At 72.2% G+C, this 17,324-nt stretch carries 16 protein-coding genes; 6 read left to right on the forward strand and 10 right to left on the reverse strand.

The features are described 5' to 3' along the window. Window positions 1-70 precede the first annotated feature (70 nt). Window positions 71-679: an Rv1733c family protein gene (locus OIE74_RS35960; protein ID WP_329391335.1), complete on the reverse strand. Its 609-nt coding sequence runs from the start codon at window positions 677-679 to the stop codon at window positions 71-73. A 236-nt stretch (window positions 680-915) separates the two neighbouring features. Further along, window positions 916-1,449 (reverse strand): DUF6643 family protein, encoded by a 534-nt coding sequence (locus tag OIE74_RS35965; RefSeq protein WP_329391337.1) that lies wholly within the window; start codon window positions 1,447-1,449, stop codon window positions 916-918. 253 nt (window positions 1,450-1,702) lie between these two features. Between OIE74_RS35965 and OIE74_RS35970 the strand changes: the two genes are divergently transcribed. After that, a complete protein-coding gene (locus OIE74_RS35970; protein ID WP_329391338.1) occupies window positions 1,703-2,992 on the forward strand; it encodes a TerD family protein in 1,290 nt (429 codons plus the stop codon). 22 nt (window positions 2,993-3,014) lie between these two features. Here the strand turns inward: OIE74_RS35970 and OIE74_RS35975 are convergent, their stop codons facing one another. Next, window positions 3,015-4,187, reverse strand: a complete 1,173-nt coding sequence (locus OIE74_RS35975; protein ID WP_329391339.1) for a glycosyltransferase — start codon at window positions 4,185-4,187, stop codon at window positions 3,015-3,017. A gap of 58 nt (window positions 4,188-4,245) precedes the next feature. Between OIE74_RS35975 and OIE74_RS35980 the strand changes: the two genes are divergently transcribed. After that, window positions 4,246-5,052: a glutamate racemase gene (locus OIE74_RS35980; RefSeq protein ID WP_329391340.1), complete on the forward strand. Its 807-nt coding sequence runs from the start codon at window positions 4,246-4,248 to the stop codon at window positions 5,050-5,052. 135 nt (window positions 5,053-5,187) lie between these two features. Beyond that, entirely contained in the window at window positions 5,188-5,808 is a 621-nt protein-coding gene (locus OIE74_RS35985; RefSeq protein ID WP_329391341.1) for a hypothetical protein, read from the forward strand. Between the two features lie 50 nt (window positions 5,809-5,858). Here the strand turns inward: OIE74_RS35985 and OIE74_RS35990 are convergent, their stop codons facing one another. After that, window positions 5,859-6,902 (reverse strand): O-antigen ligase family protein, encoded by a 1,044-nt coding sequence (locus OIE74_RS35990; RefSeq protein WP_329391342.1) that lies wholly within the window; start codon window positions 6,900-6,902, stop codon window positions 5,859-5,861. 218 nt (window positions 6,903-7,120) lie between these two features. On the opposite strand from OIE74_RS35990, the gene lnt reads away from it, so the two are divergent. Next, window positions 7,121-8,731 (forward strand): apolipoprotein N-acyltransferase, encoded by a 1,611-nt coding sequence (lnt, locus tag OIE74_RS35995; RefSeq protein WP_329391343.1) that lies wholly within the window; start codon window positions 7,121-7,123, stop codon window positions 8,729-8,731. 56 nt (window positions 8,732-8,787) lie between these two features. Then, window positions 8,788-9,270 carry an NUDIX hydrolase gene (locus tag OIE74_RS36000; RefSeq protein ID WP_329391344.1) on the forward strand — a complete coding sequence of 161 codons (483 nt, stop codon included), beginning with the start codon at window positions 8,788-8,790 and terminating at the stop codon, window positions 9,268-9,270. Window positions 9,271-9,571: 301 nt separating this feature from the next. Here the strand turns inward: OIE74_RS36000 and OIE74_RS36005 are convergent, their stop codons facing one another. The 3 genes from OIE74_RS36005 to OIE74_RS36015 are packed head-to-tail and all read right to left on the reverse strand — an operon-like array spanning window position 9,572 to window position 12,234. Next, window positions 9,572-10,585, reverse strand: coding sequence for an NAD(P)/FAD-dependent oxidoreductase (locus OIE74_RS36005; protein ID WP_329391345.1), 1,014 nt, complete (start codon window positions 10,583-10,585; stop codon window positions 9,572-9,574). Further along, window positions 10,582-11,106: an isoprenylcysteine carboxyl methyltransferase family protein gene (locus tag OIE74_RS36010; protein ID WP_329391346.1), complete on the reverse strand. Its 525-nt coding sequence runs from the start codon at window positions 11,104-11,106 to the stop codon at window positions 10,582-10,584. The genes OIE74_RS36005 and OIE74_RS36010 overlap by 4 nt, the downstream gene beginning before the upstream one ends. A 12-nt stretch (window positions 11,107-11,118) precedes the next feature. Further along, window positions 11,119-12,234, reverse strand: a complete 1,116-nt coding sequence (locus OIE74_RS36015; protein WP_329391347.1) for a type III polyketide synthase — start codon at window positions 12,232-12,234, stop codon at window positions 11,119-11,121. A 115-nt stretch (window positions 12,235-12,349) separates the two neighbouring features. Between OIE74_RS36015 and OIE74_RS36020 the strand changes: the two genes are divergently transcribed. After that, window positions 12,350-13,252, forward strand: coding sequence for a UbiA family prenyltransferase (locus tag OIE74_RS36020; protein ID WP_443076320.1), 903 nt, complete (start codon window positions 12,350-12,352; stop codon window positions 13,250-13,252). Window positions 13,253-13,293: 41 nt separating this feature from the next. On the opposite strand, the gene OIE74_RS36025 is transcribed toward OIE74_RS36020, so the two are convergent. The 3 genes from OIE74_RS36025 to tgmA all read right to left on the reverse strand — a co-directional run bounded on the left by OIE74_RS36025 (window position 13,294) and on the right by tgmA (window position 16,975). After that, window positions 13,294-15,168: an RICIN domain-containing protein gene (locus OIE74_RS36025; RefSeq protein ID WP_329391348.1), complete on the reverse strand. Its 1,875-nt coding sequence runs from the start codon at window positions 15,166-15,168 to the stop codon at window positions 13,294-13,296. Between the two features lie 666 nt (window positions 15,169-15,834). After that, window positions 15,835-16,767, reverse strand: coding sequence for an ATP-grasp ribosomal peptide maturase (gene tgmB, locus OIE74_RS36030; protein ID WP_329391349.1), 933 nt, complete (start codon window positions 16,765-16,767; stop codon window positions 15,835-15,837). Window positions 16,768-16,783: 16 nt separating this feature from the next. Next, window positions 16,784-16,975, reverse strand: a complete 192-nt coding sequence (gene tgmA / locus OIE74_RS36035; RefSeq protein WP_329391350.1) for a putative ATP-grasp-modified RiPP — start codon at window positions 16,973-16,975, stop codon at window positions 16,784-16,786. Window positions 16,976-17,324 lie beyond the last annotated feature (349 nt).

The following is a 17,324-nucleotide window of genomic DNA, read 5'->3' on the forward strand; positions in this document are numbered from 1 at the left end:
GTGAGTTGACCCAAGAGCGGTTCCCGCGGTGGTTCGGGCCACCGGGCGAAGTGCCGCCTGGCCTCCGTGTTCAGCTGCCCGCGCCCGTACGGCCCCAGTCGGGACCGGCCTTGGCCCAGGCGATGTCGAGGCGCGCGTACCGGCGCTGATTCAGTTTCCACACGATCAGCCGCCTGCCGGCCTCGACCAGACCGGCGGCGACAGCGGCGACCCCGAGGCCCGCCAGCACGGCGTGCGTACGGGCGGTGGTGAGGTCCAGCGGACGCCCGGCGAGCCGCCCTTCGCCGTCCGTCCAGACCGGGAAGGTCTCGCCCGGCCGGATGCGCGCCGGCGCCGAACGGACGACGCCGGTCCGCCGACTGCCGTCCTGTGCCGTCCACTTGGCGATCACGGGCCGGCCGGTGTCGCGCGCGGCCGAGGTCTCGGGGTCGAACGTCACCCGGGCGGGCGCGGAGGCATGGCGGAGCACCAGGGCCTGTGTGCGATGGCGTTCCTCGTGCTGGGCCTGGATCGTCCGGCGGAACGCGCCGTCGGTGAGGGAGCCCGAGATGCAGCCGATCGCCGGCACGGCGAGGATCATCAGGAGGAGGGCGGCGAGCGCCACCCATGCCTCGACAAGATCGGTCTTTCTACGCAGCGGGTTGTGCCGCCAGCGTCGCAGTCCCACGACCGCTCGCATCGTGCCGCGCCCCTTCCGGTTCCGTCCGTTCCCCTTCCGTTGTCCGTCTTAGCCCCGTGGGAGGCTCCGCACGCACAAAAGGCCCGAAGGGAGAGCGAAATCACCCCTCGGTTCGACGGGTCGGATCGGGTCGGCGGTGGCGCGCGGGCGAGTTGGCAGCCGGACCTCCACCCCCGGGTGATGCCTGCGCCCTGCCCTGCTCCCTCCCCTGGCGGCCGCCCAGGGCCGCTCCGGTGTCAGTAACCCCGGCTCTGGTAGGGCCGGTTGTAGGGGTCGTCGTACTGCTGCGCCGGCGCGGGCGCCGGCCGCGGTGCGGCGGGCCGCATGGCCTCGTACCCCGTCGGTGAGGCCGGCCGTTGCTGCTGCTGCGGCGGCCGGGGCTGCTGAGGACGCGGCTGCTGTGGCTGCTGCTGGGCCGGGTAGGGCTGCTCGGCGCCCTGATAGCCGCGGGGCGGCGGAGCCTGCTGCGGAATGTAGGGCGCCGGTGCGTGCTGCAGCGGCACGGGGTGCTGCGCCGGCTGCGGCTGGTAGCCGCCGTACGACGGTGTGGGCTGCGAAGGAGCTGCCGGGAGGGCGGGTAGCGCCGAAGGCAGCGCCGGCAGATAGCTGTTGCTCTGATAGCTGCTGCCGGTGTCGTAGGCGGAAGGCACTCGGATCGGGGCGATCTGAGGCGTGCCCCGCTCCGCGACCAGTGAGTCGTAGATCGGGGTGTCCGGGAACGACGGCGCGGTGTAGTAACCGCCGCCGTAGGTGGCGCGGGGGGAGGTCATGGAACATAAGTTAAGCCCACGATGTGCCGGTTGGGGAGTCCGATTAGTGGGTTCTTTCGGGAGCTCTGGGCCACTTCGGATCCCCAATGCGAGCGAACTTGGGAAAATCGGTCGTCCGGCCGCGTTGTGATCGTGTAAAGGGCAAGCTCCAGAGGGGTTACTCGTCGGTCCGCGCGGGCGCGATGGCCGCTTCAGCGATTAGGTTTGGCGCAACGGAAAACTCTGGGTCAACCGACTCTCGATGGGGGCGAGCATGTCCATGCTTAAAGGAGCCAATGTTCCGGTCTCGGCACCGAGCGTGCGTGTCGAATTGGGATGGCGTTCAGCGCCCGGGACGCCGGACGTCGACGCCTCGGCACTCCTGCTGAAGGCCGGAAAGGTCCGTTCGGACGCGGACTTCGTTTTCTACAACCAGCCGTCGCACGCGTCGGGCGCGGTGCGGTACGACGGAAAAGGCACCGGCCCCGGCACGGTGACGGACACCGTGTCCGTCGACCTGGCGCGCGTGGAGGCCGACATCGATCGGATCGTCGTCTCCGCGTCGGCGGACGGCGGCAACTTCGGGCAGGTGCCCGGTCTGTACGTACGCGTCCTCGACGCGACGTCGGGCGCCGAGATCGCGCGGTACGACAGCCAGGACGCGACCGTCGAGACGGCGTTCGTCCTCGGCGAGCTCTACCGCCGCCAGGGCGCCTGGAAGTTCCGCTCGGTCGGCCAGGGCTACAGCAGTGGACTCGAAGGCCTGGCAACGGACTTCGGCATCAGCGTCGACGAGCCGCAGCGGGCGGCCGCGGCGCCCGTGGCCCCCGCCAGGCCGGCTCCGGCCGCGGCCCCCGCCCCGCCCAGGTACACACCCCCCGCACCGCCGGCGCCGCCCGCTCCCCCCGCCGCCGCCCCGGCGCCCGTGCGGCTCAGCAAGGTCACGCTGACCAAGGACGCACCGTCCGTCTCCCTGTCCAAGCAGGGCGGTAACTCCGGTGAGATGCGCGTCAACCTCACCTGGCAGGTGCGCAAGCAGTTCAAGGGCTGGGGCGCCAAGCTGGGCCGCGCCGTCGCCATGCACGGCGATCTCGACCTCGACCTGTGCGCGCTCTATGAACTGACCGACGGCCGCAAAGGCGTCGTCCAGGCACTCGGTAATGCCTTCGGAGCGCTTCACCAGCCGCCGTTCATCCATCTCGACGGCGACGACCGCACCGGAGGTTCGGCGAACGGCGAGAATCTCAGCATCAACCTCGACCACAAGCACCAACTGCGCCGCGTCGTCATCTTCGTGACGATCTACGAAGGCGCGCGCAGCTTCGCCGATCTCGACGCGACGGTCACCCTCCAGCCGCAGAACGGCGCCCCGATCGACTTCTCGCTCGGCGAGTGCACAGTTCCCTCCACCGTCTGCTCGCTGGCATTGATCACCAATACCGGCTCCGATCTCCTCGTCCAGCGCGAAGCGCGATTCCTCGTGCCGGAACGCGGCGTCAGCCCGCAGCGCACCATCGACTACGCCTACGGCTGGGGCATGAACTGGACGCCCGGCCGTAAGTGACCCGGTCCCGGCGCCGATCGGGTCAACGCTCCGGTGCGGCCTTCGGACGGGCGTACGTACGCCCCTTCCAGGCCGCACCGCGGCCCCGGTAGTGCCGCAGGGCCGAATCGACGGTCATCAGGAGGTAGAGCAGGGCGGTGAAGGGCAGCAGGGGAGCGAGCCAGAGCGACTGCCGGTAGTAGCGCAGGATCGGCAGGTACGTGCCGGCCATCACCGCCCACGCGGCGCCGCCCAGCAGACCGGCCGGCGTGTCACCGCCCGACAGGCCCGCGTACACCCCCACGGGCGGCGCCAGATAGACGACACCGAGCCCGGCCACCGTGCCGGCCAGCAGCACCGGACTGTGCAGGAGTTGGGCGTACGCGCTGCGCGCCACCATCCGCCACAGGTCGGTCAGCCGCGGATACGGGCGCACGCTGTCCACCCGCTCCGCGAGACCGAGCCAGATCCGGCCCCCGGCCCCCTGCACCGTGCGGGCCAGCGACACGTCGTCGATCACGGCCTGCCGGATGGAGTCGGGGATCCGCGCCCGTACGGCCATCTCCGTCCGCAGCAGCACACAGCCGCCCGCCGCAGCGGCCGTCCGGGCACGCGGCCTGTTGACCCGGCGGAACGGATACAGCTGAGCGAAGAAGTAGACGAAGGCGGGCACGATCAGCCGCTCCCACGCGCTCGCCACCCGGAGCCGGGCCATCTGGGAGACCAGGTCGAGACCGTTCGTCCGCGCGGCGGCCACCAGCTCACGCAGACTGTCCGGCTCATGCGCGATGTCGGCATCCGTAAGAAGGAGGTAGTCGGGCTCGCCCACCCGCGCCTGTTCGATGCCGTGACGCAGCGCCCACAGCTTTCCCGTCCAACCGGGCGCCGGCTCCGGCGGGGAGACCACCGTCAGGGGAAGTCCGCCGAACCGGCCGGCCAACTCCCGGGCCAGGGCGCCCGTACCGTCGGTGCTGGAATCGTCGACGAGGAAGATCTCCGCCCGCCCCGGATAGTCCTGGGCCAGCAGCGACGGCAGACTCACCGGCAGCATCTCCGCCTCGTCGCGCGCGGGCACGACCACGGCGACGGACGGCCAGACGGGCGGAGCCTCACGCGGCGGCAGCCGCTGATCCGTACGCCAGAAGAACCCCTGACCCAGCAGCAGAAAGCCCCACGCGGCGAGAGAGGCCGCGGCGATCCAGGCAATGGCGCTCATTCGCGGCAGTCTGCCCCACATCGGCGGGACCGCAAGAGCGGTCGTCTATGGTGACCGGGTGAAGATCGCGTTGATTGACTCCGGTCTCGGGCTGCTCGCCGCGGCCGCCGCACTGCGCCGGCTCCGGCCGGACGCCGGTCTCGTGCTCTCCTCCGACCCCGTCGGCATGCCGTGGGGACCGCGTACGCCGGACGATGTCGTCCAGCGCGCGCTCACCGTCGCCCGCGCCGCCGCCGCGCACCGGCCCGACGCGCTGATCGTCGCGTGCAACACCGCGTCGGTGCACGCCCTGCCCGCGCTGCGCGCGGCCCTGGAGCCCGGACTCCCCGTCATCGGCACGGTTCCCGCGATCAAGCCGGCGGCGGCCGGTGGCGGGCCCGTCGCGATCTGGGCCACCCCCGCCACCACGGGCAGCCCCTACCAGCGCGACCTCATCCGTACCTTCGCCGCCTCGGTCGACGTCACCGAGGTGCCGTGCCCGGGGCTCGCGGACGCGGTGGAGCACGCCGACGAGACGGGCATCGACCGCGCCGTCGAGGCAGCGGCGATCCGCACACCCCGTGAGGTAAGGACCGTCGTCCTGGGCTGCACCCATTACGAACTCGTCGCCGGACGCATCCGCGCGGCCTTGCGTCACCCCGGCCTGCCGGAGGTGACGCTGCACGGCTCGGCCGGTGCCGTCGCCGCGCAGGCGCTCCGCCGCCTCGGAGACGTCGCGGCACCCGCGGCCGGGGCCGCTGCCGCCGCCGTCGCCGAGCCCGGCGAGCTGACGGTCCTGCTGAGCGGCCGGCGCGCCTCGCTGCGGGACGCCGCCCTGACCTACGCGGAGGGCCGGCTGCTCGCCGCTGTCACGCGCGTGCACTAATGCCGGGGCGGCGGAGGGAGACCGCTGTGGGGGTTGTCACGGCGGGGCTCCGGCGGGGCGATGCCATGGGAGCGTCAGCATTTCCCTGTCCGCAGCGGCGGTGCCCGTCCGGCGGATCGTGAGTACGCTGCAACCATGACGGAGCACCCCCGGCGAGGGGGGCCTGGCACAGTGCCCCTCCCCGAAATCTGGACCGGCCGAGCGCACAACCGCATTCAGTGGCTGTTCGCCGTGGTGGGCGTCGCGTGTCTCGTGCTCGGCATAGAGCTGGCCGTCCAGTCCTCCTGGGACAACGGCATCATCGCGCTCGCCGCCTCGGTGATCGGCTGTGTGGCCGCCGGACTGCTGATCCTCTGCGGCACGGTCGCCTTCGTGCACGTGGCGGTCAAGGTCGACCACGAGCACCTGGAGGTGCGTTGCGGCCACGCCGGGCTGCCACGCCGCCGTATCCCACTCGCCCATGTGACCGGCGCCGACTTCGAGCCCAGCGTCACGCCACGCCAGTGGGGCGGCTGGGGCTACCGCTGGCGACCCGAGCAGGGCACGGCGGTGGTGGTACGGCGCGGCGAAGGGCTCGTGCTGAGCCTGGGCGACGGCAGGACGTTCACGGTGACCGTCGACGACGCGGAGGCGGCCGTCGGCGTCATCCGCGACCGGCTCCGCACGGCGACCACGGGAAAGGTGACACTCCGCAAGTCGCACCTCGGTACGGCGAGGGGTGACGGAAGGGCCATCGGCGGTCCTGCGGAGTCCTGACCCGAGGGCGTGAAGTGGCGTTGTCCGCCCGTAGGGCGGGGCGGCGGGCATCAGACGGGTTCTTCTCCCGGTATCGCCCCGTCGGGCGACCGCGCCGTCGCCAGGCCAGCGAGGAGGCCCGCGCCCGCCGTCACCGGTGTGAAACTCAGCGCGTTGCCCACGGTCGCCACAGCTGCCAGCGCCGTCAGCGCGGCTCCGGCGGTCAGTACGACGGGAGTCGCGCGCGGTGAGCGCCACAAGGCGTACAGAAGCCAGCCGAAGGCCGCCCCCAGCAGCAGAACCCCCGCCACACCCTGCTCCGCCGCCAGTTGGAACAGCGCCGAGTGCGGCTTGCCGTCCGAGTTCAGCGACTCCAGCGCCGTCGGACTCAGATCGCCGAACCGGTCGGGCCCCGCGCCCAGCAGCGGATTGGCCCGTACGAGATCCACCGCGTCCTCCCACAGAAGAACGCGGTGCGCCGTGAGCTGCCCCTCCAGCGCCGCCGCCAGCCCTTCGGGCAGCGCCTTTACGGCCACCGCCCACGAGACGCCCACCATCAGACACGTCGCGCCGGCGAAACCTGCCAGCCCCAGCAACCGGTGGCGCATCCTCGCCGCGGCGAGTGAGCACAGCAGCACCCCGACGGCCGCCACCATCCCCGCCACGGAACCGAGCACGGGACCACTGAGGGCGGCGACCCCCGCCGCCACGAGCAGCGAGTTCCGCTGCCTCGTCGCCCCCGAGGCCGCTGCCGCGCAGCAGGCGCCTCCCACGGCCAGGACCAGCAGTGCGGCGACCGCGCCCGTGTCACCCGGCGGCGCGGCGCTCTCCGCGGTGTCGCCCGGTACGTCGTGACGGGCGGCCACGGCCAGGACATACGCGGCGAGGGCCAGCGTGCCGGCGGTGGCTACCGGCGCGAGAGTTCCCGAGATGCGCCCGCAGGTGTAACCGGCTGCGACCGCGAGCACGGCCAGCAGCACGCCCTCGGGCCTGCCCTCCCGGCCGGCCGCGCTGACCAGGGCCCACACCGCGCAGCCGGCGAACACCGCGGTGCCGACGACGTCGGAGGTACCGCTGTGCTCGCGCGTGGCGGACCGGCTTTCCGGTACAGCCATCCCGTAGACCCCCCGACCCGAGACACCCCTGGAGCCGGACCGGCCGGGGCATCGCACAGCCGCTCCAGGGCTGCGCACACGGTAATCGCAAGGGAGGGGGAATGTGGAGATCTGGCGCGGAAACGTTGCGGTACGAACTGGGGTGGCGGCCCCCGCCGGAGCCCCCGCGTACAGGGCGGACTGCCGCCCTTCGGGGCCGCCACCGTAGACTCCGCCGGGTGAGCACCACCATCACCCCCGTCGAACCCGCCGAGCCCGCCCCCGCGCCCGGCGGCAGGCGGTGGCCGCGCCGGTTCGTACGGCCCGGCGCCGCGGTGCTGTCCGGGCTGCTGCTCTTCGCGAGCTTCCCGCCCCGGCCGCTGTGGTGGCTGGCGCTGCCCGGATTCGCCCTGCTCGGCTGGACGCTGCGGGACCGCCGCCCGCGTGCCGGGTTCGGACTCGGCTTCCTCGCCGGTCTCGGGTTCCTGCTGCCGCTCCTGAAGTGGACGGGCGAGGAGGTGGGCCCGCTGCCGTGGGTGGCGCTGGCCGCCGTGTCCGCGGTGTTCATCGGCGCCGTCGGCGTGGGGATCGCCGCCGTGTCGCGGCTGCCCGCATGGCCGGTGCTCGCTGCCGCCGTATGGATCCTCGGCGAGGCCGCGCGTGCCCGCGTGCCGTTCGGCGGCTTCCCCTGGGGCAAGATCGCCTTCGGCCAGGCGGACGGTGTGTTCCTGCCGCTCGCGGCGGTGGGCGGCACCCCGGTGCTGGGCTTCGCCGTCGTGCTGTGCGGCTTCGGTCTGTACGAGGTGGTGCGTCAGGTCCTCGCCCGTCGCGCCGCAGGCTCGGTGCGGCCGGTTCCGCGGGCCGCCGTCGCCGTCGCCGCGCTGTCCGTCCTGGTCCCCGTCGCCGGTGCCCTCGCCGCGCTGCCCCTCGTGGACGACTCAGCCGAGGACGGCACCGCGACCGTCGCCGCGATCCAGGGCAACGTGCCGCGCCTGGGCCTCGACTTCAACGCCCAGCGCCGAGCGGTGCTGGACAACCACGCCAAACGCACGGAGCAGTTGGCCGCCGACGTGAAGGCCGGCCAGGAGCCGCGGCCTGACTTCGTCCTGTGGCCCGAGAACTCCTCGGACCTCGACCCCTTCCGCAACGGCGACGCGCGTCTGGTCATCGACGACGCGGTCAAGGCCATAGGCGTGCCGACGGTGGTCGGCTCGGTGCTCTCGCCCGACACGGGCAAACTGCGCAACTCCCTGATCGAGTGGGATCCCGAGAAGGGTCCCGTCGCGACATACGACAAGCGCCATGTCCAGCCGTTCGGCGAGTACATCCCGATGCGTTCCTTCGTACGGATCTTCAGCTCCGACGTCGACCGGGTGCGGCGCGACTTCGGGCCGGGGGACAAGGTGGGGGTGTTCGACCTGGCCGGGACGAAGGTCGGTCTGGCCACCTGCTACGAGGCGGCCTTCGACTGGGCGGTCCGTGACACCGTCACCCACGGGGCGCAGATGATCACTGTCCCGAGCAACAACGCCACCTTCGGGCGCACCGAGATGACCTATCAGCAGCTGGCGATGTCCCGTGTGCGGGCCGTCGAGCACAGCCGGGCCGTCGTCGTACCCGTCACCAGCGGCGTCAGCGCGATGATCATGCCGGACGGCAAGGTCGTCGACGAGACGAAGATGTTCACCCCGGACGCGCTCGTACGGGAGATGCCGCTGCGCTCCTCGCAGACGCCCGCCACCAGGATGGGCACGCTGCCCGAGGCACTGCTGGTCGCGGTCGCCATCGGCGGTCTCGGCTGGGCGGGCACCCGGGCCGTCCGCGCCCGCCGGCGCCCCGACATCGGCTGAAGCTGGACGGGACGGGACGGGGCGCGGACCCGGGAGCGTCCGCATAGGGTCGCGGCATGGGAACGCCAGACTTCATCCAAGACATCCGTGCCACCGCCGGGCACCAGCTGCTGCTCCTGCCGGGAGTCAGCGCGATCGTCTTCGACGACGACGGGCGGGTGCTGCTGGGCAGGCGCGCCGACACGGGCAACTGGTCGATCATCGGCGGGATCCCGGAGCCGGGGGAGCAGCCCGCGTTGACGGCGGAGCGCGAGGTGTACGAGGAGACCGCCGTGCGCTGCACGGCCGAGCGCGTCGTCCTCGTCCAGGCACTGCCGGAGCCGATCACGTACCCCAACGGGGATCAGTGCCAGTACATGGACATCACGATGCGCTGCCGCGCGACGGGCGGGGAGGCCAGGGTCAACGACGAGGAGTCCCTGGAGGTCGCCTGGTTCCCGGTGGACGCGCTGCCGGAGCTGGGGGAGCTCGCCAAGTTCCGCATCAAACAGGCCCTCGCGGACGAGCCGACATGGTTCGACCCGGGCGCGGGCGTGTGAGGGAGTGAGCGGGCGCCGGGTATGGCCCGGCTGTCGCCTCTTCAGGAGGCGGGGCCGGTCGGCGAGCCGGCCGAAGGCCGCCCGGGCGTCGCGCGGCGCGGCGGTTCTGGATGCCTGATGGCAGGCAAACCGGCCCTCGCCTCCTTAAGAGGCAGAGCCGAGCGGCGATGCCGTTTTGGATGTCTGACGACGGCCCACGCGGCCCCTCCCACGTGTCACGCGGTCCGGCTTCGACGGGCCGTCGTGCGTGCTCCCTGAAGGCAGGCAGGCAGCCGCAGGTGAGGGCGCGGGACAAGCCGGTCTACTGCAACGCGTGCACCGCCGCCGCGAAGACCGAGGGGAGGCGGGCCGCCGTGGGGACGATCAGGCGGGCCGCGCCCGGGCTTCGGGTGGCGTACAACAGGCCCTCCGTAAGAAGGCGGTGGCGTCTCGTCAGCTTCGACCAGGCCGCGGGGTATGTCCGCGGCCGGCCCTGCGCCAGCGCGCGCACCGCCGCCCCCGCCGTGGAGAGGGCCAGGGCGACCCCCTCCCCGGTCAGCGCGTCCACGTAACCGGCGGCGTCGCCCACCAGCAGTACCCGTCCGGCCAGCGGACTGCTCACCCGCTGCCGCAGCGGGCCCGCGCCGCGTACGCCGCTCGCGGGCCGTTCCCCCAGCAGCGGGGCCAACTCGGGGAACTGGGCGAGGTGTTCGCCGTAACCCCGACGCTCGCGGCTCAGCACGGCCACGCCGACCAGATCGTCCCCGACGGGCGTCACATACGCCTCTCCGTGCCGCGACCAGTGGACCTCCACGAAGTCCGACCACGGCTCTACATGGAAGTGTCGCCGGAGCCCGTAGCGGGACGGGGCCCGGTCCGGCCGATCCAGGCCGAGGCCCCGGCGGATCGGCGAGTGCAGCCCGTCGGCGGCGATCAGCCACCGCGCGGTCCGGCCCCCGGCGTACACCCGGTCGGCGCTCTGCCGTACTTCTCCGACCTTGCCCCGGACCGTCTCCACTCCCAGCGCGTCCGCCCGGCGCCGTAACGCGGCGTGGAGTTCGGTACGGCGTACGCCCCGGCCCGTACCGTCCCGGAAACGCGCCTCGGCGCCACGCTCGCCGTCCCGGTAGCGGATACCGCGCAGTTCACGCCCCGACACCTCGACGCCCATCGCCCGCAGCGCCGCCACGCCCCCGGGCATGATGCCTTCGCCGCACGCCTTGTCCACCGGGGTCGTACGCGGTTCCACCACCACGGCCCGCAGCCCCGCGCGGGCGGCGTGGATCCCGGCGGCGAGACCGGCGGGGCCGCCACCGGCGATCAGGACGTCGATCACGCGGGCGCGCCCGCCGGTGCCGTCCCGAGCGCCACGTTCTCGCACCGGATCCGGACCACCATCAAGGCCGCGTTGAGCCCGGTGAAGACGGTGGCCGTGACCCACGCACCGTGCACCAGCGGCAGCGCCAGCCCCTCCGCGACGACGGCGACGTAGTTCGGATGCCGCAGCAGCCGGTAGGGCCCGCCGGACACCAGGGGCAGGCCGGGCACGACGATCACCCTGGTGTTCCACCGGGGTCCCAGAGTCCCGATGCACCACCAGCGCAGCGCCTGCGCCGCGACGACGACACCCACCATCGTCCAGCCGAACGCGGGCACGAACGACCGCCCGGCCAGGGCCGTTTCGGCGAGCGCGCCGGCCAGCAGAGCGGTGTGCAGGGCGACCATGGCCGGGTAGTGCCCGCGTCCGGTCTCCGTACCTCCGCGCTCCAGGCTCCAGCGGGCATTGCGCCGGGCGACGACGAGTTCGGCGACGCGCTCGCACCCGACGGCGAGCACGAGTGCCGTGTACCACCACATGTGTTCTCCAACTCACCAGCGAAGCAGCACGAGTTCGCAGCAGAAACCGGGACCCATCGCCATCATCAGACCGGGGCTGCCCGGCTCCGGGGGCTGCCCGGCGAGGGTGTCGCGCAGAACGTGCAGGACGGACGAGGACGAGAGGTTCCCCACCTCGGACAGCGAGCGCCAGGTGACGTCGAGCGCGCCCTCGCGCAGCTCCAGCGCCTCGGCGATGGCCTCAAGGACCTTGGGGCCGCCGGGGTGGCAGACCCACCCGGTGATGTCGGCGGGCGTCAGACCGTGCTCGGCGAGGAACGCGCGTACGTCGTCGGGGAGGAAGCGGCGGACGACTTCGGGCACCGACGAATCGAGGACGACCCGGAAGCCGGACCCCGTGACGGACCACCCCATGACATGGCCGGTGTCCGGATACATCCGGCTCCGCGTGGCGACCACCGACGGACCGACCACCGACGGACCGACCTCCGGCGCACCGGCGACCGAGGGACCCGACAGACCCCGCCGCCCCTGCCCGGGAAAGTCCTCGCCCACCGCCACGAGCGCCCCCGCGCCGTCGCCGAACAGCCCGGTCGCCACCAGATTCGCCAACGACGCGTCGTCGCGCTGGAAGGTGAGCGAGCACAGTTCGACCGAGAGCAGTACGGCCACCTGTTCGGGCCAGCCCCGCAGATAGTCGTGGAGCCGCGCGAGGCCCGCCGCTCCCGCGACGCAGCCCAGTCCGAACATCGGCACCCGCTTCACATCGGGGCGCAGCCCCAGCCGCCCGACAAGGCGCGCGTCCACGGAGGGCGCGGCCACGCCGGTGACCGAGGTGAAGATCAGCAGGTCCACGTCCTCGGGCCGGAGCCCCGCCGCACCGAGCGCCCCGCGCACGGCCTCGGCGCCCAGATCACCGGCGAGCTCGATGAACACGTCGTTGGCGGCGCCGAAACCGTCGATCTTGATGTAGTCGTCCAGCGGCAGGGACATGTGGCGCGTGCGGACCCGCGCGCTCTCGTGCAGCCGGTCGAGGACCTGCCGGTCGGTACCGGCCGGCAGACAGGTGCGCGCCACCATGTCGGCGATCTCGGACTGGGTGTTGCGGTACGGGGCGAGGACGCCGTGCACGGCGGCGATTCGGGTCATCGCTTCCAGCCTGGGGATGTCATAACCGTCCCAACAGCCGCGGGAAGGGATGAGACACCGTAAGTCGCCCGTCCGGCTGCCACGCCGCCGCGGTCCGCGCGCCTACGATCGGCGCGTGAACGCCGATGTGGACCCCGGAACCAGTACGCGCGAGGCCGGGACCGGCGACGCCCAACCCCCGTGGCGGGCCCGGCCGCTGAGCGCCGGAAGGGCCCTGGCGCTGTCCTGCCATCCGGGCCCGGTGGTCGCCGTCACGACGCTCACCCTCGCGCTCGCCGCCACCGCGGGCCACGGCGCGGCCCGTTGCCTGCTGCTCACGGTCGCGGTGCTGACCGGTCAGCTCTCCGTGGGGTGGTGCAACGACGCGTACGACGCCCTGCGCGACACCGTCAACGGCCGAAAGGACAAGCCCGTCGTCGTGGGGACGGTCGGCCAAGGGACGGTGTGGGCAGCGGCGTTCGGCGCGCTCGCGCTCTGCGTGCCGCTCTCGCTGGCCTGCGGCGCGCTCGCCGGTACCGCGCATCTGATCGCGGTGGCCGCCGCGTGGGGATACAACCTGCGGCTCAAGGCCACCGCGCTGTCCTGGCTGCCGTACGCGATCGGATTCGCGAGCCTGCCGGCCCTCGTCTCACTGAGTCTGCCGGGCACCCCGTGGCCGGCCTGGTGGGCCGTCACCGGCGGCGCGTTGCTCGGTGTGGGGGCGCATCTGGCGGACGTCCTGCCCGACATCCGCGGTGACCTGGCCACCGGTGTACGGGGGCTGCCGCACCGACTCGGCGCCACCGGCACCCGGTTGCTGCTGCCCGTCCCGCTGGTCGCGGCATCGGTGGTGCTGACGCTGGGCCCGCAGGGCCGGGCAGGCGTGGGTGCCGTGCTCGTGCCGCTCGCCGCCGGGGTGATCGCGGTGGCCGGACTGCTGCTCGGCCGCCGCCACGAGAAGGCGCCTTTCGTCGGGGCGGTCGCCGTGGCGGCGCTGGACGTGGGGCTGCTGATGGGGCACGGGACCGGCGTCACATGAGCCCCCGTCACATGTGTCCCTTCGACCGTGACCCCGGTCCGTCAGCCGCCGTACGGGACGTCGTCGCAACGCCCCTGTCCCTTGCCGTCTTGGCCCTGCCCGGGACGGCCGTTTCCGTTGCCGGTGGGGACATCGTTGTCCGCGCGCCCGTAATGGTTGCCCTCCGGTACGTGCCGTTCCTTGGCGAGCCCCGGCGCCTCGCAGCCACGGTCACCGCCGTTGTCGCCGTGCCCGCCGCTCACCTCAGGGGACTGCGCCGACCTGCTCGTGTTGCGAAGTGCCGACTTGGTGTCGGCCGACGGCGCCGCCTCCCGGCCGCCCACGACCGGCAGCGATCTGGGGCTGTCCGGCGCCGCGCCGGTCGACCAGTTCTGGAGTGTGGACTCGTCACGGGTCTTGGTGACGACGGACGTACCCGCCACGGGAGTTGTCGGGACCACGGCCAGTGAGTCGTCCCACCGGGGGATCACATGCCCCTGCACCGTCAGGTCGTAGCGCACGTCGGTGGCGTTCTCGGCGGGCGGGTCGGTGCAGGGCGAGAGGATCAGAGAGCCGTCCACCGTACGGGAGTTGAGGCACAGGTCCTGGTCGGCGCCGTTGCGCAGCAGCCCGTCCTCCTCGTACATCCACAACTGGGTCCGCGCGGACGAGGAGCAGATCGCCAGCGTCGCCTCGGAGCCGGCGGTCGGCCGGGTGTCCCGGAGATCGAGGCAGAGATCGGCGTCCGCGCTGCGCAGCGCCGTACTCAGCGGGCCCGGCGGGATGCCGTCCCCGCCCGTCGGCGGCCGCTGGCCGGGACCGGAGACGCCCTGCGAGCCCGGGTCCGGTGACGTCGTGGCGGTGCCCGACCCGATGGGCGCGGAGGGTCCCGCCGCCTCGCCGCCGCTCTCACCGGCGGTGAGGCTGGACACGGTCACGGCGAGCAGGCTCACGGTCACCAGGCTGAGCCCGCTGAGCAGTACGGTCCTCGGTCTGCCCGGGGTGGTCAGCACCCGCTTGCCCAGCACCGTGACCCGGGGCAGCACCCGCGGGCGCCCGCCCAGCGAGTGGCGTGCCCGGCCCCGTACGCGCGCGGCCCGCGCGCCGCGGCGCCTGCCGGGCCGCGAGTCGAGGTAGCGCCTGCCGTGCGGGCCGAGGAGCGCCTCGGCGAGCAGGACGCCGGGCCGGCTCTCGGCCTGGACGAACTGCTCGGCGGCGTAGGCGCAGTACGCGCAGAACGCCAGATGCTGCTGGATGTCCGGGAGCAAAGCACCGCCGCGCCGCAGGGACACGTCCAACAGGCGGTTGTAGTGGCGGCATTCCTTGTCCGGCGCGAGTTGGATATGCGCGCGTACACAGCCGGACCGGAAGAGTTCACCCGACTGTTCGAGTTCGGTGCGCGCGCTTTCCGGATCAATACCGAGCAGACCGGCCGGTACGGTTATGGGCTCCGCCTCGACCGCCGTATGCCAGAGCAGGTACCGCGAGGGTGTGGGCATTGCCTGGAACGCGTGGAAGGCCAGCCGCCGATTCTCCGGGGGTGCCGGCTCGTCGGCGCCCCCCGGGCCGGTGTCGGCCGGGCGGGCGTGGTGCTCCCAGACGGTATCGGTCCGCTGCCCCTCCGCCCAGACATTGGCCGTGTGCCGGGCGGCCAGAAGGAATTCGGGCCGCAGTGCCGGGACGGGGCCGGCGCCGCGCAGGGTGTCGAGGACTTTGCCGAAGGCCGCGGTGGCGAGCATCGACGCGGCGTCCGCCGAGGGGGAGCGGATCTCCGCGTAGTCGAGGAGTGCCTGCCAGTGCCGGGCGAGCAACAGCGCGGTGGCGTGGTCCTCCTGGTCGCTCTCGCGGGTCCTCAGCGCGGCGACGAGATCCGCGTCCGAGCCTTCGGAGCGGTGCCCCGGCGGGCCGGCCGGAGGAGGCGGGGTGGTACTGGACATACGAGGATCCTGCACAGAGGTCCTGCCTTCCAGGGCACTGAGTGGGGGGTGTCCAGTCCCTTGACGCGAGGGTGGCGGCAGTGATTTCAGGCCGACTGAAAAAGGGGGTGGTCCGATTGGTTCGTACCTATGGACGGTGGTGATGCCTCCGGGAAAATGACCTACGGGCGTAAAGGGGCGAACAGTGACGGCCGGAGGAGCTTTTACGGACGGCCGACCGTCGCGGAATCGAACGGCTGAGCACTCTCGGCATTGCTGCCGACTGAGCGCGTTCACCATTGCACAGCCCGTGTGTTTGAAACAAGAGATCTCCAACCGCCGCTATTCGATTGGCCGTTGAGGAACGGGTTGGGCAAGGATTTGTGCCGCCGCGGTCCAATTCCGGTCGGGCGAAATACCGCGGGTAACCGGCGAAAAGGGTCGCCGAAGAAGCCCCGAAGGGCCGCACCGTACCAAGGGCTTCGCAGTTGCACCGCATCGGCAACTCTACGGCCGACGGCGGGTCCCGGTCGACACGGGACCCCTTCGTCCGTCGGCCGGGCGCCCGGACGCGCCCCGGGCCTGCGAGGATTCTCCGTCAGAGGTTGAGGGCCTGATCCGGGAAGATCGACAAGACACCTGTCCAGGGGGTGTCTTGCCGATCAGGCCTGACCGGCAAGACACCCCCTAGACAGGTGGTGGTGTGGCGAGCCAGGCGGCCACGGCCTCGGCGATCGGCTGGCTCGTCTCCAGCTCTACGAAACCGAACTGGCCGCCCTGGTTGCATTCGAGAAACCACCACGTGCCGTCGGTGTCCTCCGCGAAGTCGAAGGCCCCGTAAGCGAGATGGGCGACGCGCATGTAGCCGTACACCGCTCGTGTGATGCGGTCGGGCACCTCGACGGGCTCCCAGCGGTGGCCGGTCGCGCCGTACCGGCCGTCCACCTGCCCGGGGTCGGCGGCCTTCCGCGCGGCGAACAACTGGTGCCCCACGCACGTGAGCCGGATGTCGGCCCGCTTGGATATGTAGCGCTGGAGCAGGGTGGGCCCGGCGGCGACCGACTCGAAGTCGGCACCGGGCCCCACCCGGGTGGTCGGCAGCGAGACCGGGGGGTCGCCGGGCGGCGGGCCGGTGATCGACTTGACCACGATGTCCCGGTGCTCGGCGGCGAAGAGCCGGGCGATACGGGGAAAGGTGGTGACAAGGGTCGGCGGTACGGCGAACCCGCTCTGGTGCGCGACCCGCAACTGCCAGGGTTTGAGGCGCGCCTGGGCCGCGGCCTGCGGATGGTTCATCCAGCGCGCCGTCGTGGAGTACAGCATGCCGAAGAAGGCGTGCGCGGACTCCGCGGTGAGCCAGGCGGACGGGTTGGGCACGTGGGCCGCGCTCACGCCCGGCCGCCGCACCCATATCGCGCGCAGCCCGTCCATGCTCAACAGGCGCCCGCCCGCCGACAGATGGCCGCGGAAGTCGCCGCTGACGTACTCGGCGGACATCGCCGCCTCGCCCGGCAGATCGGCGGGGTCGAAGCGCACCAGAGGTGTGCCGCGCTCGTGCAGCTCGGCCACGACCATGTCGGCGGTGACGTCCTGCTCGGCGGTGAGGATCAGCACAGTCATCGGGTAGCCAGGGTGGTCAGTCGTCGAAGTGCGTCTTGGAGCCGGCCGTCGAGGTCGTGGACCCGGCGGCCCGCAGCAGCGCACGGTCGGCTATCGCGGGACGTCCGTCCGGCAGGACGTTCAGCTGGAGCGTGGAGTCGTAGGTGAAAGGTCCGACGACCGGTGAGCTCTCCGCCGGGAAAGCGTAGTTCAGAGCGAACGGTCGCATGATTCTCCTCCACTGCCCCACGAGTGCGTTTCTGTCACGGAGGTAACAATACGTGGCGAAGATGTAATGGTCTCAGCACGGAAAGTCATATATGACGGACCGTCAGGCGGAGGGGGCTCTGCCATCCTCCGGACCTGGGCCGACAGCGCTCGCAGGGCCCGGACCGCGCCGCGAGAACTCCTCAAGTCCGTTGTCGAAAAGCTGAGTTCAGGGCGTCTTCAGGGCCGGTATTGGGACATCCTGTCCGGATCCAGTCAGTTGTCCTCACTTCCGGAGGCCATGGATGTGAAGACCCGGGGCGCCGAAGGGTGCCCGGACGCGGGACGGCCGGGGCGGGAGAATCCCCTGC

The sequence above is a fragment of the Streptomyces sp. NBC_01716 genome, from assembly GCF_036248275.1.
Classification (GTDB): Bacteria; Actinomycetota; Actinomycetes; order Streptomycetales; family Streptomycetaceae; genus Streptomyces.